Annotated in this window: 13 protein-coding genes, 1 tRNA gene and 3 pseudogenes; 12 read left to right on the top strand and 5 right to left on the bottom strand. The window is 59.1% G+C overall.

Translation table 11 applies throughout. The annotated features are described in order from the left end of the window. Window positions 1-4: 4 nt before the first annotated feature. The 10 genes and pseudogenes from M2D63_RS15345 to M2D63_RS15300 form a co-directional block, all read left to right on the top strand. Window positions 5-211: a helix-turn-helix transcriptional regulator gene (locus tag M2D63_RS15345; RefSeq protein ID WP_285863790.1), complete on the top strand. Its 207-nt coding sequence runs from the start codon at window positions 5-7 to the stop codon at window positions 209-211. Between the two features lie 18 nt (window positions 212-229). Further along, window positions 230-610 (top strand): hypothetical protein, encoded by a 381-nt coding sequence (locus M2D63_RS15340; RefSeq protein ID WP_285863789.1) that lies wholly within the window; start codon window positions 230-232, stop codon window positions 608-610. A 24-nt stretch (window positions 611-634) separates the two neighbouring features. Further along, entirely contained in the window at window positions 635-877 is a 243-nt protein-coding gene (locus tag M2D63_RS15335; RefSeq protein WP_285863788.1) for a hypothetical protein, read from the top strand. A gap of 97 nt (window positions 878-974) precedes the next feature. Continuing rightward, window positions 975-1,050, top strand: a tRNA-Thr gene (locus M2D63_RS15330). A 524-nt stretch (window positions 1,051-1,574) separates the two neighbouring features. Then, the gene (locus M2D63_RS15325; protein ID WP_285863787.1) at window positions 1,575-2,675 is read left to right on the top strand and encodes a hypothetical protein; all 1,101 of its coding nucleotides are present in this window, start codon (window positions 1,575-1,577) and stop codon (window positions 2,673-2,675) included. Beyond that, on the top strand, window positions 2,672-3,007 hold the full coding sequence (locus M2D63_RS15320) for an STAS-like domain-containing protein (RefSeq protein WP_285863786.1): 336 nt from the start codon (window positions 2,672-2,674) through the stop codon (window positions 3,005-3,007). The genes M2D63_RS15325 and M2D63_RS15320 overlap by 4 nt, the downstream gene beginning before the upstream one ends. Next, window positions 3,004-3,654, top strand: a complete 651-nt coding sequence (locus M2D63_RS15315; protein ID WP_285863785.1) for a hypothetical protein — start codon at window positions 3,004-3,006, stop codon at window positions 3,652-3,654. Before M2D63_RS15320 ends, M2D63_RS15315 begins: the two co-directional genes overlap by 4 nt. Window positions 3,655-3,773: 119 nt before the next feature. After that, window positions 3,774-4,011 (top strand): annotated as a pseudogene (locus tag M2D63_RS15310) (integrase); the annotation flags it as partial. A 97-nt stretch (window positions 4,012-4,108) separates the two neighbouring features. Beyond that, a pseudogene (locus M2D63_RS15305) lies at window positions 4,109-5,271 on the top strand (IS3 family transposase). Beyond that, window positions 5,271-5,534 (top strand): annotated as a pseudogene (locus M2D63_RS15300) (hypothetical protein); the annotation flags it as partial. The pseudogenes M2D63_RS15305 and M2D63_RS15300, both read left to right, overlap by 1 nt. On the opposite strand, the gene M2D63_RS15295 reads toward M2D63_RS15300, so the two are convergent. From M2D63_RS15295 to M2D63_RS15280, 4 genes are all read right to left on the bottom strand, one after another. After that, window positions 5,529-5,768, bottom strand: a complete 240-nt coding sequence (locus tag M2D63_RS15295; protein WP_285863784.1) for a type II toxin-antitoxin system RelB/DinJ family antitoxin — start codon at window positions 5,766-5,768, stop codon at window positions 5,529-5,531. The pseudogene M2D63_RS15300 and the gene M2D63_RS15295 overlap by 6 nt on opposite strands. Window positions 5,769-6,132: 364 nt before the next feature. After that, a complete protein-coding gene (locus M2D63_RS15290; RefSeq protein WP_285863783.1) occupies window positions 6,133-6,450 on the bottom strand; it encodes a DUF3077 domain-containing protein in 318 nt (105 codons plus the stop codon). A 252-nt stretch (window positions 6,451-6,702) separates the two neighbouring features. Continuing rightward, on the bottom strand, window positions 6,703-7,698 hold the full coding sequence (gene rfaD, locus M2D63_RS15285) for an ADP-glyceromanno-heptose 6-epimerase (protein WP_285863782.1): 996 nt from the start codon (window positions 7,696-7,698) through the stop codon (window positions 6,703-6,705). A 61-nt stretch (window positions 7,699-7,759) separates the two neighbouring features. Continuing rightward, window positions 7,760-8,980 carry an MFS transporter gene (locus tag M2D63_RS15280; RefSeq protein WP_285863781.1) on the bottom strand — a complete coding sequence of 407 codons (1,221 nt, stop codon included), beginning with the start codon at window positions 8,978-8,980 and terminating at the stop codon, window positions 7,760-7,762. Between the two features lie 226 nt (window positions 8,981-9,206). Between M2D63_RS15280 and M2D63_RS15275 the strand changes: the two genes are divergently transcribed. Beyond that, the gene (locus tag M2D63_RS15275) at window positions 9,207-10,871 is read left to right on the top strand and encodes an FMN-binding glutamate synthase family protein (RefSeq protein WP_285863780.1); all 1,665 of its coding nucleotides are present in this window, start codon (window positions 9,207-9,209) and stop codon (window positions 10,869-10,871) included. A gap of 57 nt (window positions 10,872-10,928) precedes the next feature. Here M2D63_RS15275 and M2D63_RS15270 read toward each other — a convergent pair whose 3' ends face one another. After that, entirely contained in the window at window positions 10,929-12,230 is a 1,302-nt protein-coding gene (locus M2D63_RS15270; RefSeq protein ID WP_285863779.1) for an OprD family porin, read from the bottom strand. A gap of 380 nt (window positions 12,231-12,610) precedes the next feature. Between M2D63_RS15270 and M2D63_RS15265 the strand changes: the two genes are divergently transcribed. Beyond that, window positions 12,611-14,713, top strand: coding sequence for a TonB-dependent siderophore receptor (locus M2D63_RS15265; RefSeq protein WP_285863778.1), 2,103 nt, complete (start codon window positions 12,611-12,613; stop codon window positions 14,711-14,713). Window positions 14,714-14,841 lie beyond the last annotated feature (128 nt).

Genomic DNA, 14,841 nt, shown 5'->3' with positions numbered 1-14,841 from the left:
CCCTATGCCGATAATCATCCGCCTCGACGTGGTCATGGCCAAGAACAAGATCCGCTCCAAGGATCTGGCCGAAATTATCGGGATAACGGAAGCGAACCTGTCGTTGCTGAAAAACGGCAAGATCAAGGGTTTCAAGATCGAGACCCTGGACAAGCTCTGTCGCGCATTGAACTGCCAGCCAGGCGACCTGCTGGAGTTCAGCGAAGAATGATCAAGGAACCGACAACTCGTGAGCACCTCACACACGTGGCGCGCCGCGCTGCTGCTGGCTGCCGCCCTGCTCGGCGGCTGCGGCCCCAGCTACAGCTATAGATACGCCCCGCCGCCCAGCATGATGGGCATGAACTGCATCAACAGCTGCGCCACCGAACGCAACCACTGCAAACAGATGGCCCGCCTGCAGGAAAACAGCGACCAGGCCCTGTACCAGGCCAACCTCAGAAGCTACCAGCACTGCCAGGCCGGCAAGAGCAAGAAAGACGCACGCAAAAGCTGCTACTACCCCAGCTACCCGTACAACAGCGGCTCGGCCTATGCCTGCGGCAACGACTACGACAGCTGCTACCAGGCCTGCGGCGGCACCATCACGCGCGTACTGAACAAAGACTGAAACCTTCGGAACACGGACCTCACAGTGAACACCTTGCACCCCATCGCCCTGCTCGCCGTGGTCTCGGCCCTGGCCGGCTGCAGCGGCTCAAGCCCTGCGCCCGTGACCGGCTGGGACATGCCCCAGATGCAAATCCTGGGCGACCAGGGCCTGCCGGCCCAGCCTTACACCCACTGCAACAAGCGCGGCTGCCACGACCACAAGCCGCTGCTGTTCGACCCGACCAAAGCCGAACCCAACGCCACGACATTGCACCGCGACTGGTAGGAAAATCCCTCGCGGTAGCGACTGAAAACAGGCATTGCGACGAAACTTGCAGAAGTGGTTTACAGACGCAAACCGATCGCTATAATGACGCCCCTGTGCCGGTATAGCTCAGATGGTAGAGCAACTGACTTGTAATCAGTAGGTCCCGGGTTCGATTCCTGGTGCCGGCACCACAAAAATCAAGGGCTTGCAGCGATGCAGGCCCTTTCTTTATGCACCATACGTAACAGATTACGTAACAAACTCAGCTCAGCCAATGTCGATTAACGACATTCCCACCTTCGGGAGCCTCACACACCTGAGGCTCTGGTGCTCCACCTAGGCTGAGTTTCGCTTGAAGCGCTCAGGTTCCCCAAAGCACCTATCCGACGAAAACGAGCTCTAGCGATGCCCTACCAGCACCGGCAACGAGTGACGATAGCTTTGCTGAAATCCTTTTCTGCTCCAGTTTCCGGCACCTCTAGCCCCCTCATCGAAAAATTGCCCACACTGTCTTTGCAAGCTATCGTAGGCCGCTGCCTGCTAGGCTCGAAAACAGGTGACGAGGTGGTGGTTTCTAAAGGGGGGATACTGAAATGCTTTCTGGTAGCGCTGGACGAGGCGCATCGAATAGCTGTCGGAGCGTCGAAGCTAGCCTTCCCGTGATCCCTAACCGAATCAGCGACTACCTACTGCCTATTGGTTTATGGAAAAATCAATGAAACGACTTGAAAATGAAGCAGCTCGTTTGAGGCATCGTGTCGGCGTTTCACGCTGGCTTAATGCTGTCCGCAGAAAACCTCGGAAATACAATCCGTACCGTTACCAAGAGCAGCGCAGAGTTGGTGACAAGCTGCTCATTACGGCTCCGAAAATGATATCTATCTACGATTTTTCAGAAGATAAAAGGCGCTGCCCTTATACGCAGACTCTAAAATTCTTGAAGCAGATAGAAAAGCACTTTGGCGCAGGCAACTGCCTTGTTGACTTCAGCAAAACCTCCAACGTTTCAGCTGCCGCAATGGTATTAGTGTATGCAGCCATCGAAAATGCGTCAGTGAACCGTTCAGGCTCAGCAGAGATAATTTGGTCAGAAAAGCACCACCATGTAAACCGCTCAATTAAATCCACGAATCTGCATAAAGTCATAACTGGCGAACCAATCGAATATGACTTGAAAAACAACAAAACGCTTCCGATCATTTCAAGCTACGGAAGCGAGCACATGGAAGAAATCATCGATTTTATTCAGAAACGCATTTACAAATCGATGACCCCTGAAGAAGAGTGGGTATACGCTGACGCGATTTCTGAAACGATTAACAATGTAGGACTGCACGCCTATCCAGGAAGTAAAAAACAGGATAAAAAATGGTGGCTGATGTGCACAGTTATTGGAAATCAATTATATCTGGCTATCTACGATAATGGCATAGGCATCCCTAAAACGGTAGTCGATCGACCTTGGTTCCTAGCATCCTTAAAGTCCACCCATCCCAAAGACCATCAACTTCTACTGGAAAAGTTTCCTGACCTTGAGAAATCTGGGTTTAGCATATATATTCCAACCATTATCCCAGACGAGCGCCTCATTAACCTATCAATGCAAGGTGATATTACAGGAACGAAAAAGGAGAAACATGGTCAAGGGAGTAAAAGCATCATGGCTTTGGTCAGCGATACACCTGAAGGAAAGCTATGGGTGTTCAGTAACAACGGGCTATATACCTTCTGGCAAATCGATCAGACACCCGGTGAGAAAAAGCTCCACAGGAAATTTCCTGGAACTCTAGTTCAGTGGAACATTAAAATATCATGACTTCTAAACCATTCAAAATTACCGTTGTAGATGATTTCAGCAAGGCGCCTTATGGTAGATATCCTGCTGACAGCGAATTTTGTGGCGAGAATTTTAGGAAGCGCATCTTGGCTCCACGGCTGAGAGAGTATGATCGTGTCCACGTTATACTCGATGGGTATAATCGTTACGGCCGCTCATTTCTAGATGAAGCCTTCGGTGGCTTAATAAGAGAAGAAGGATTTACAGCTGCGGAGTTAGAGAAAAAGCTAACATATTCCCACAGCCTGATAAAAAGCATTGAAAAAGTAATTGCTGAGCGAATAGATGCTGCCGAGAAGTCAAGACAATGAATTTTCAAAACCTTCCAGCTCAACTAATAATATTGCTGTTCGGCTGGTCGTTTACGCTTTATCTTGATCGACGCTCCAAACACCGAACGGAAGCAATCAAACGTAAAGATTACATTGTATCAAAAATCGAAGACATTGCTGACTGGCTCGATGACGAAGTCAACAAGGACCATTTTCAACCAGCTCGAACTGAGTCTACTCTGGCAGGGTTGATTACTCAAATCGAGCTAAAAATGGTTCAATTTAACTCGCATGTAAAAAAAGACTTATTGGAACCTTCAGACCTATCTAAGCTCAGAGACATAAACCTAGAACCTATCGAAGCCGAAAACGCTGAAGGTGGCACCGCAGATGAGTCTGAAGAAAACAACAAGCCAGATCTTTCACATATTTACTATCAGATGCGCGACCTATCCTCCGACCTTATAGAAAATATTGAGAGCCGCTGCAATCTTTATTTTTTCCCTAAAGAAAGACCTGCAGAAAAGATAGAAAGTACTCTTCTGCATCTAGGCTCATTTGCCTTCACTTTTTTTGTCTCCATTGCACTATTGTGCCTTTACGATCTTATACACGCTTCAACAACATTTACACATCCGATCTACAGCCTCTTCGTTGATCATCCCCCCGCCACTCAAACACCCTGAATTCCCGCCACTAGATCGATCTTCACTTTCTCGTTAGAGCCCAGGCCACAGTGGAGATCAGTCCCACCAAATAGTTTGAGAGTCCATGTACGAGCATAACCGAGCAAAAGTTCAATTGCATGGGGAGGCCCCTCGGCCACTTAGCAGCCCGCTGCTTCTCCCCACCCTGGTGCAGCGCCTCATCGACAACATCGCAGGAGAGGGCATACCCTCAAAAGCCGTCCATGTGCTGCGCTACCTACGCCGAGTGTTGCGGTGGGGTAGAAAATCGGGGCTACCTGGACAGCAACCCTTCCCAGGGAGTTGAAGCCCCCGACCGAGCGCAAGCAGCGACGCCTTCCAGCGGTGGAGGTGATGTAAACGCTTATCAACAGAGCAAAGGCGCTCGGCTGTAGTGGTCTAATGAAACCGGACACCCATTTAGGCGAGAATGCTCGCCATAGAGAGGTGTCCGATGACCAAGCAACGTCGTTCCTTTACCCCTGAGTTCAAGCGCGAAGCTGCCAGCCTGGTACTCGACCAGGGCTACAGCCACATCGACGCAGCCCGTTCGCTTGGGCTGGTGGAATCGGCCCTGCGCCGATGGGTCAACCAGCTCCAGGAAGAGCGAAATGGTGTGACGCCGACCAGTAAAGCGCTGACGCCCGAACAGCAGAAAATCCAGGAACTGGAAGCTCGAATCAATCGGCTGGAACGGGAAAAATCGATCTTAAAAAAGGCCACCGCGCTCTTGATGGCCGAGGAGCACGAGCGTTCGCGGTAATTGATCAACTCCGTGCTGAAGAGTCTGTTGATCTGTTGTGCTCGGTATCTGAAGTCACCCGATCTTGCTATTACGCGCACTGCCGCAAGCGCCGATCTCCGGACGTTGAGCGGTTGGTTTTACGCAGCCGCGTGAACGAGCTGTTCACTCAAAGCCGCAGCGCGGCGGGCAGCCGAAGCATCATGTTCATGATGCGCGAGGACGGCATAGCGATTGGGCGATTCAAGGTACGCAAGCTGATGAGAGAGATGAAGTTGATCAGCAAGCAACCCGGCTCACATGCCTACAAGAAGGCGACGGTGGAGCGGCCAGATATCCCGAACGTGCTGGATAGAGAGTTCACCGTGTCGGCACCGAATGAGGTCTGGTGCGGTGACATCACGTATGTCTGGGCTCAAGGTCGCTGGCATTATTTGGCGGCTGTGATCGATCTGTTCGCCCGCCGCGTGGTGGGCTGGGCGTTTTCATCGAAGCCCGATGCCGACTTGGTGATCAAGGCCTTGGACATGGCCTATGAGCAGCGTGGTCGGCCTCAGAACGTTCTGTTTCACAGCGACCAAGGAAGCCAATACGGCAGCCGAAGCTTCCGTCAGCGACTGTGGCGCTATCGTTTCAAGCAGAGCATGAGCCGACGTGGAAACTGCCACGACAACGCGCCGATGGAACGGTTATTTCGCAGCCTGAAAACGGAATGGGTACCGACCGTGGGCTACATGAGCGCTTCGCTAGCACAGCAGGATATCGACCGGTTTTTGATGCAGCACTACAACTGACAACGGCCACATCAATTCAACAGCGGGCTCGCGCCCGCTGTTGCTGAGGAAAAACTTAACGCAGTGTCCGGGATTAGTTGACCACTACAGACACTGCTTGGCAGCGCTTCATAACAAAAGCGATCGCGGCCGGCGTCATCCTGGAAGAACAGCGCTATGGCCTCCACTATCTCAAACTTCGCGGCAACACCGACACCCCAGGCACTCGAGCTGAGAAGCAGGAAGCCAGCGCCCACCGCGACGAAGCCATGCTCAACATCTACGACCATAGTCCGCCCCTTGTAGCCCCCTCGCCGACCTTTTGCCATTCCTTCAGCGCTCGCGCATCGAACTCAAGGCTATAGGTCATCCAGCGAAACCTTCACCCTCTGGGGTGCGGCAAGTCGCTTTCGAACCGTTGCGAGAAGTGCCTCATCCTCTTCAGTCATCAAGACCGGTTTGAAGGGAAGCTGCCCACGCTCTGCCACATACTGCAAGGCTTGGCGCATCAGCTCAGAAGGGGTGACACCAAGCTTTTCAAGTTCACGGTAGGCGCGTGCTTTGAGATCGTCGTCGATACGAACGTTGATGGACGCCATGGCGTCGGCCTCATGTAATGACAATAGTCTTTACAGTGACCCAAAGTGGCTCAATGAGCAAGCAGACCTGCTGACGGGCCGACGGAGCGCCCTGCCCGGAGCACCCGGAAAGCAATTGTCTTTGTGGGAGCAGGCGAAGCCTGCGATCGACTGCGCAGCAGTCGCCATCCAGCCATCTCATTGGGTCAGATGTGTTGTGGCGGTCTGGTTTTACGGCCGCTTCGCGCCCGATCGCAGCCTATCGGCAGCTCCCACAGCGTCCGGGACATGCATCTGTCTCTGTAGGAGCGGGCTTGCCCCGCGATTGCGGGCCGTCAGTCATATCGCATCGCGGGGCAAGCCCGCTCCTACCCCCCCGGTTGGGTCAGGCTTTGCGGTTCAGGGCTTCGTTTTCCAGGCCATCCAGCACCGCATCGACCAGGCCCTTGGCCATTTCGGCGGAATGCAGGGTAGACCAGAGCAAGCCTTTCTTGGGCAAGCCGTCGATGTGCTCACACGCCTGCTGGGCCGTATCGTAGATGCCCTGCAGTAACAGCGAGGCATGGACCAGGGCGTCTTCGGCTTCGATACCGTCACGCACGGCGAACAGAGGTGGGTGTCCGGCGCCACAGGAGCCGAAAGGGGTTGCGGCAGTCTTGCCGAGAAGGGATTGCGGGGGATCGGGAACCAGTTTCTTTGTCATTGTGAAGCTCCTCTTGCAGTGGAGCTGTCACCGTCTGCGACCAAACAAATTGGGTGACAGCTGTACGCAGGTTGGTCGACCGGGGCAAAAGGCAAACCCGGCAGGCACGAATGCCTCCCGCGCACAGCCGCCATAGCACGAAGATGCGGACGAAAAACGCCAACATTCGTGGATGGGAGCATTTGCAATTTGCATGTTCGGGCGACCAAACCCGGTCGCTGATCAGCAGCGACCGCAGAAGCCTAACGTTCATCAGGAGCCTAGGCAAGCAGACCACTCGCAATACCGCGCCACTCCCTGCTCCACCGTCAACGTCGGCTCGCGATACCCCACCTCGCGCAACGCCTCCAGATCCGCACAGGTGTAGCACTGGTACTTGCCCCGCAGGTGATCCGGAAACTCGCTGTACTCCAGAATCCCCTCCAGCAACGCCATTTCCAACGACAACGGCGGCTGGTCCTCGCGCTCGCGCAGGCAGTTGATCACCGCCAGGGCCACGTCGTTGAACGGTTGGGCGCGACCGCTGCCGACATTGAAAATGCCGCTCAGGTGCGGTCGATCGAGGAAGAACAGGTTGACCTTGACCACATCCTCCACCGCCACGAAGTCACGCAGGTGCCCTCCAGCCGGGTAATCACCGTAGTTGCCGAACAGGCTGACCTTGCCGTGCGCCCGGTACTGGTTGATGCAGTGCAGGGCCACCGAGGCCATGGCGCCCTTGTGCTGTTCGTGGGGGCCGTAGACGTTGAAGTAGCGCAGGCCGACGATCTGGCTGCGCGCCGACGGCAGTTGCCGGCGCACGCGCTGGTCGAAGAGGAACTTGGAGTAGCCGTAGACGTTCAATGGCCGCTCGTTCTCGCGCTGTTCGCGAAACACCCCGCCGGCGCCATACACCGCTGCCGACGAGGCATACAGCATCGGCACCTGCAGGCCCTGGGCGGCGTCGAGCAGGTCGCGGCTGTAGCGGTAGTTGTTGTCCATCATGAAGCGCCCGTCGCCTTCGACGGTGCTGGAGCAGGCGCCCTGGTGCAACACCGCGCGGACCTTGCCGAACTGGCCGCGGGCAAAGCGCTCGAGGAAGTCGTCCTTGTCCAGGTAGTCGGCGATCTCGCCGTCGGCGAGGTTGCGAAACTTGTCGCCATCGCTCAGGTCATCGACGGCGATGATCTCGGTTTCGCCGCGCTGGTTGAGGGCCTGGACCAGGTTGCTGCCGATAAAGCCGGCCGCGCCGGTGACAATAAGGGTCATGCCGTGTCCCCCTGCTTAGGGTGAGGAGGCTGCAGTCTACGGCGAGCGGGTTGAACAAAATTTAATCAGGATCAATAAATGGCGACATTGCACCGGCTCGCGCACCAACGCTGGAACGCCAGCGCCCGAACAGGCGCGCGCAGCTGATCAGCCAGTTCAGCAGGGCGACGATCAGCAGGGCCACCAGCATGGCCTCGGTGCCGCCGCTGACAATCAGCTTGCCGGCCAGCCAGGGGAAGCCGAACACGCCAAGAAAGTACGCCAGGCTGAACAGCAGCAAGGCTTGCGGTGTGTGTCCGGCCGGCGCCTGGTTGGCCGCCAGGCCGTTGATCACCGAGTAGTTCAGGCCATAGCCGACGCCCAGCAAGGCGGCCGCCAGCAGGTAGCCAAGGTTGTTCTGCACCCACCAGCCAAACCCCAGCACCGCCAGGACGATAAACCCGGTGAGCAGGCAGGAGGCGCGGTAGGCACCGCGCTTGACCACCCAGCCGGCGACCAACAGGCGGCAGCTGATCGCCGCGCTCATGAAGCCGATGAAGAACAGCGAGTAGTCCAGGCCACGCGCCGCTGCGTAGGAGGTCTGGAAGCTGCCCAGGCCACCGAATATCGCGCCGCCCAGGCCGACCATCAGGATCGGCCAGCGCGCCGGCGAACCCAGCACCCGGGCACTTGCGCGGCGACTGATGCCGACACGGCTGGAGGACGGCTGTGGCTGACGGGCCAGATGGTTGAAGATCAGCAACCCGAGGAGCGCCGCCAGCGCGGCGGCGTGAAAGGCCACCTGCATCGGCAAGTCGAACAGGCTGGCCAGTTTACCCACCAGCGGTGCCGAGCCGATGCCGCTCATCATGCTGCCCGACAGCAGGGCGAAGCAGTGGGTACGCCGCTGCAGCTCGACCCGTTCGGCCACCAGGATCGGCCCCAGGGTGTAGAACGCGCCCCAGCCAAGACCCAGCACCAGGCCGCAGAGCATCAGGCCCGCCCCCGTGCCGGGAATCAGGGCAAAGCCCAGGCAGGCCGCCACCAGGCATGAGGCCGAGAGCGCGATGGCTCGCGCCGAGCCCAGTCGATCCGCCAGATGACCACTGCCGAGCACGGCGACAATCGTGCTGAGCATCGCCACGGAGATGATCTGCCCCGCATCCTGTTCATTGCCGCCCCGGCTGCTGACCAACAGTGACAGCAGGAAGGTCGAGCCGTAGGACAACGACAACAGATAACTGGCCAGGCAAAGCAGGCCGAAGCCCTGCCCGGCCACTGGCGTGCGGGTAGTGGAGTTCACGCGACAACACTCGAAAAAGACGGAAGCCGCCTTGTAGCACGGCAGGCGCAAGCGGCTGTTATACAACTACCGGAGTTGGGATCAGGCTGGAGCGAACTTTCGCCGCAGCCCCTTGCCGACACGGGTCAAGCACAGCGTCCATAAAAGTGTTTTACCGAAATCACGGGTTTTCCCTCCGGACGCTTGCCCTATCCTAGGAAGGATCTCTCACATCAGCGGAAGATCCATGAAAGCTTCGCTTCCCAGCCGCTACGCCTGTCTGGCCGGCTGTCTGCTTTTCGCCTGCATCAGCCCGTTCTTTCTCGCGACCCACACCTGGCTCTGGCCCTTTACCCTGATCTGCGCCCTGCTCAGCCTGGTGGGCCTGAACGACCTGCGCCAGACCCATCACGCGGTGCGGCGCAACTACCCGATCCTGGGCAATATCCGTTACCTGATCGAAACCATACGCCCGGAAATCCGCCAGTACCTGCTCGAAGGCGACGACGACAAGCTGCCCTTCTCCCGCGCCCAGCGTTCGCTGGTGTACGCCCGGGCCAAGAACGAAAGCGCCGAGAAGGCCTTCGGCACCCTCAACGATGTCTACCGCCCGGGCTTCGAGTTCATCAGCCACTCGATGCTGCCCAGCAACACCCCCGACCCGGCGTCGTTTCGCATCGCCATCGGCGGCCCGCAGTGCCGCCAGCCCTACTCGGCGTCGATCTTCAATATCTCGGCGATGAGTTTCGGCGCCCTGAGCGCCAATGCCATTGCCGCGCTGAACCAGGGCGCCAGGCGCGGGCGCTTTGCCCATGACACCGGCGAGGGCAGCATCAGCCCCTACCACCGCGAACACGGTGGCGACCTGATCTGGGAAATCGGCAGTGGCTACTTTGGCTGTCGCACCGCCGAGGGCCGCTTCGACCCCGAGCGCTTCGCCGAGCAGGCCCGCGATCCGCAGGTGAAGATGATCGAAATCAAGCTGAGCCAGGGCGCCAAGCCCGGGCATGGCGGGATACTGCCGGCACACAAGGTCAGCGCCGAAATCGCCGCCACCCGTGGGGTGATGATCGGCGAAGACTGCATTTCGCCCGCCGCCCACAGCGCCTTTCGCACGCCGGTGGAGTTGCTGCAGTTCATTGCGCAGCTACGTGAGTTGTCCGGCGGCAAACCGGTGGGCTTCAAGTTCTGCCTGGGCCATCCCTGGGAGTTCATGGGCATCGCCAAGGCCATGCTGGCGACCGGCATCGTGCCGGACTTCATCGTCGTCGACGGCAAGGAAGGCGGCACCGGCGCCGCGCCCCGGGAGTTCAGCGACAACATCGGCGTGCCGATGCGCGAAGGCCTGATGTTCGTGCACAACACCCTGGTCGGCCTGAACCTGCGCGACAAGGTGCGCATCGGCGCCGCCGGCAAGATCGTCAGCGCCTTTGATATTGCCAGCGTGCTGGCCATCGGTGCGGACTGGGTCAACTCGGCGCGCGGCTTCATGTTCGCCATTGGCTGCATCCAGTCGCAAAGCTGCCACACCAACCAGTGCCCGACCGGCGTAGCCACCCAGGACCCGCTGCGCCAGCGCGCGCTGGTAGTACCGGACAAGGCCGAGCGGGTCTACAGCTTCCATCGCAACACCCTGCACGCCCTGGCCGAGATGCTCGCCGCTGCCGGGCTCGACCATCCCTCGCAACTCAAGCCCAAGCACCTGGTGCGACGCATCAGCGCCAGCGAGATTCGCCTGTTTTCCCAGCTGCATGTGTTCCTCAAGCCCGGTGAGTTGCTCAGCGGCTCGATCGACAGTGAGTTCTATGCACGGATGTGGCGGATGGCCCGCAGCGACAGCTTCGAACCGGAGACGGGGGAAGTGATGGCGATCAAGCCGGCGGTTCAGCGCAAGGTGACGGCGCCAGCTTGATTGTGCAGATCGCGGGGCAAGCCCGCTCCTACAGGAGCGAAACTTGCCCGCAATTGATCAGAAGATGCTGATCGGGTACTCGATGAATACGCGGACTTCGTTGCCGTCGTCGTTGTAGCCGTTCAGGCGAACGCTCTCGGAGGTACGCAGGAACGAACCACGCAGTTTGACGGACAGGTCCTTGGCAGGGCCTTCCTGAACCACGTACTTGAACTGGTTGAAGATCTCGCGCTCGGTACCTTCGCCGAAGCCGTGGGTGTTGATGTTGTCACCACGCACGTAGGCCACTTTGTAGGTCAGGCCCGGCACGCCGAAGGCGCCGAAGTCCAGGCCGTAGCCCAGCTGCCAGGAACGCTCGTCTTCAGCGTTGAAGTCGGACCAGTAGGAGTTGGCCAGGTAGATGGTCGAACCACCGTCACCCACGCCGCCAGCGTTCTGGTAGAAGCCGTACTGGTAACCAGTGTCACCGGTGCTGCGCTGGTGCGCGATGGTGATCGAGTGCGGACCGAAGGCGTAGGTCGCAGCCAGGCTCCAGATGGTGTTGGAGTCACCGGTCAGGCCTGCGGCGGAGACGTACTTCTTGTCGATGTCCGACTTGTAGCCGTTGAAGTCCAGGGTCAGCGACTGGTCGTCGGCAATCGGGTGAACGTAGTTCACGCCCAGGTAGTGCTTCTTCAGCACGTCTTCGACGTCGGAGGTGTACAGGGAGGCCGACAGGTTGTCGGTGAACTTGTAGCTGCCGCCGAATACGTTGATCGACTTCAGGCCACCGCTGTCACGGCCTTCGGCACTCTTGCGGGCTTCCTGGGTGAAGCGACCGGCGTTGACTTCCAGGCCGGAGATTTCACGCGAGGTCAGCAGGGTACCGGTGTAGCTTTCCGGCAGCAGGCGACCGTCGTCGTACTGCAGTACCGGCAGTTCCGGCATCTGGTCACCGTACTTGAGCACAGTGTTGGAGATGCGGAATTTCACGGCCGCGCCACCACGGGCGAGGTTGTGCGGGGAATTCTGCGGGTTGCTTGGCGAGTCGCCATCACCCGGTTTGAAGAAGTCGATACCGCCGCCGCCGTTGCGACCTTTACCACCGTCCAGACGCACGGCGTACAGACCGAAGGCGTCGACACCGACACCGACGGTGCCCTGGGTGTAGCCGGAGGAGAACTTGCCGATGAAGGCCTGGCCCCACTCGCTCTGGTCCTCGGTACCGTGCTTCTTGTCGCGGTTGATGAAACCGTTGCGCAGCAACAGGCTGGCGCTGCTGTCTTCTACGAAGCCTTTGGCTGCGGCCTGGTCATTGGCCATGGCCTGAGTCGCTGCCATGAGCCCCAGCGCGATCAGGCTGATCCTGGTTTTCAACATTTTATTTTCCTTATTGCTTAGTCAAAGACGCTCTGCGGCCGACGCCAAAAACCACGCCCCCTGCGTGGGTTGACGCTCACGGGTCTGAAAACAAAAAGCCCGCATGCGAGTTCTCGCAGCGGGCCTTTTATTCTGGACTCTTGGCCGATGGGCCTACAGGCGTTGATCGAATCCTATCCGCGTGCAGATCAATGTGTCAAAAATTCGTGAAAAGACGCGAAAACCGATTTTCTTTCCGCACTTTAACATCATGAAATATTTAGAAACAAATACCCGTGACAGCCGCCTAGAAACAATTAACACAAGCAAATAACAAGCATTATCATTCGCGACCCATTTTTCCCACCGTCCACACATTTATGCCCTCGCGGATGTCTTTCATGCCTGCCCCTTGCCGTCTGTCACCCTTGTCGTTGGGTGTCTCCCTGTTCCTCAGTTCCGGCCTGGCCTTCGCCGCCAGCACCACCCTGCCCGAGCTTTCGGTGACCGCCGAAAGCGAACGCGACCGGGATGATCCACGGGTCCAGGAGGTCACCACCGCCACCCGCACCTCGACACCGGCACGCTATGTGCCCCAGACCATCGACGCGGTGAAGACCAGCAATGTGCTGGAATACGGCACCAACGATCTGGGCAAGGCCTTGAGCGGTATCCCCAACGTCAGCAGCGGCGCCGATACCCGCTTCGACAGCGTGCGCATCCGCGGCTTCGATGCCAGCAACGACTTCTACCTGGACGGCATCCGCGACGACAGCCAGTACGTGCGCGACCTGCATAACATCGAGCGGATCGAGGTACTCAAGGGCCCGGCGGCGGTGCTGTATGGCCGTGGCAGCCAGGGCGGCATCGTCAACCGCGTGAGCAAGCTGCCCGAAGCCGGCCGGCGCTCGAGCATCGAGGCCCAGGGCGGCAGCGAAGACCTGCGCAGTCTGTATGCCGACCTCAGCGCCGACCCGACCGACACCATCAGCCTGCGCCTGAACATGGGCAACCAGGACAACAACAGCTTCCGCGACGGCATCGACGGCAGCCGCCAGCTGTTCGCCCCGTCCATGAGCTGGCAGCTGACCCCGGACCTGAACTGGCTGGTGCAGTACGAGTACAGCCGCTACAACCGCACCCCCGACCGTGGCATCCCCAGCGTCAACGGCCGCCCGGCCGATGTCGGCCGCGACACCACCTACGGCGACACCCAGCGCGACTTCATCGACGACAAGGCGCAGTCGCTGCGCTCGCGCCTGAACTACCAGCTCAGCGACAACTGGCAGGCACGCCACACCCTGGGCCTGTTCAAGCTCAACAGCGACTTCGACAACACCTACCAGACCGGCTACAACGCCACCACCAACCAGGTGATCCGCCAGCGCTGGCAGCAGGACCTCAACACCCGCAACCTGTTCAACAACCTCGAACTGGAAGGCAATTTCGACACCTTCGGCCTGCAGCACACCCTGCTGACCGGTCTTGAGTTCGGCAACCAGCGCCGCGACCCGCTGCTCTACACCGCCGCCACCTCGGGGCCCGGTGCCCGCCCGGTACCGAGCCTGGACCTGAACAACCCCAACCGTAACCTGCAGCACACCGGCACCATGGTGGTCTCCAGCAACAACCACACCGTGGTCGACAGCCGTGGCCTGTACGTCCAGGACCAGATCCGCCTGAACGATCAATGGCAAGTACTGGCCGGCGTGCGCTTCGACAGCTTCGAAGTGGAAACCACCAACAAGTTGCGCGGCATTTCCGAGCAGCAGGACAGCGACAGCACCAGCCCGCGTCTGGGTGTGGTCTATTCGCCGTGGCAGGATCACTCCTTCTATGCCTCCTGGAGCAAGACCTTCTCCCCGGTGGGCGGCGGCTTGATCGGCATTACCCCGGGCGCCGCCGGCAACACCAACGAGACCAGCCCGGAGGAAACCCGGCAGAAGGAAATCGGGGTCAAGAGCGACTGGCTGGACGATCGCCTGAGCACCACCCTGGCCATCTACGAGCTGGAGCTCTACAACCGCCGCACCAGCGACCCGAACAACCCGGGCATCACCCTGCAGACCGGCCTGCAGCGCTCGCGCGGGGTGGAGCTGACCGCCACCGGCAACATCGTCGGCAACTGGTATGTGCGCGGCGGCATCGGCGTGCAGGACGCCACCATCGTCGAAGACAACAACGGCCAGGAAGGCAACCGCGTGAGCAACGTCGCCAAGCGTAACGGCAGCCTGTTCGTGACCTGGAAACCGGAAATGGGCTGGTACGGCGAAACCGGCCTGACCCTGGTCGGCGAGCGTTATGCCGACAACCAGAACACCGCCGTGCTGCCGGGCTACGGGCGCTGGGACGCCCTGGCCGGTTTCCGCACCAAGGACTGGGACCTGCGTGCGGCGTTGAACAACATCACCGACAAGACCTACTACAGCTCGGCGACCAGCGCCGCGCAGATCCAGTTCGGCGATCCGCGCAGCCTGGTGGTGACGGGGACCTACAGCTTCTGAACACCCCTGTGGGAGGGGGGGGGGGGGGGGGGGGGGGGGGGGGGGGGGGGGGGGCCCAGCGCGCCCCCCCCCCCCCCCCCCCCCCGCGGCAAAAACAGGGCGGGAAGGGAAGGAGGGGCGCGAGGAGG

The sequence above is a fragment of the Pseudomonas sp. BJa5 genome (genome assembly GCF_030272875.2).
In the GTDB taxonomy this organism is placed as follows: domain Bacteria; phylum Pseudomonadota; class Gammaproteobacteria; order Pseudomonadales; family Pseudomonadaceae; genus Aquipseudomonas.
The sequence above is the reverse complement of the archived record's forward strand: the minus strand, read 5'-3'. Positions and strand labels throughout refer to the sequence as shown.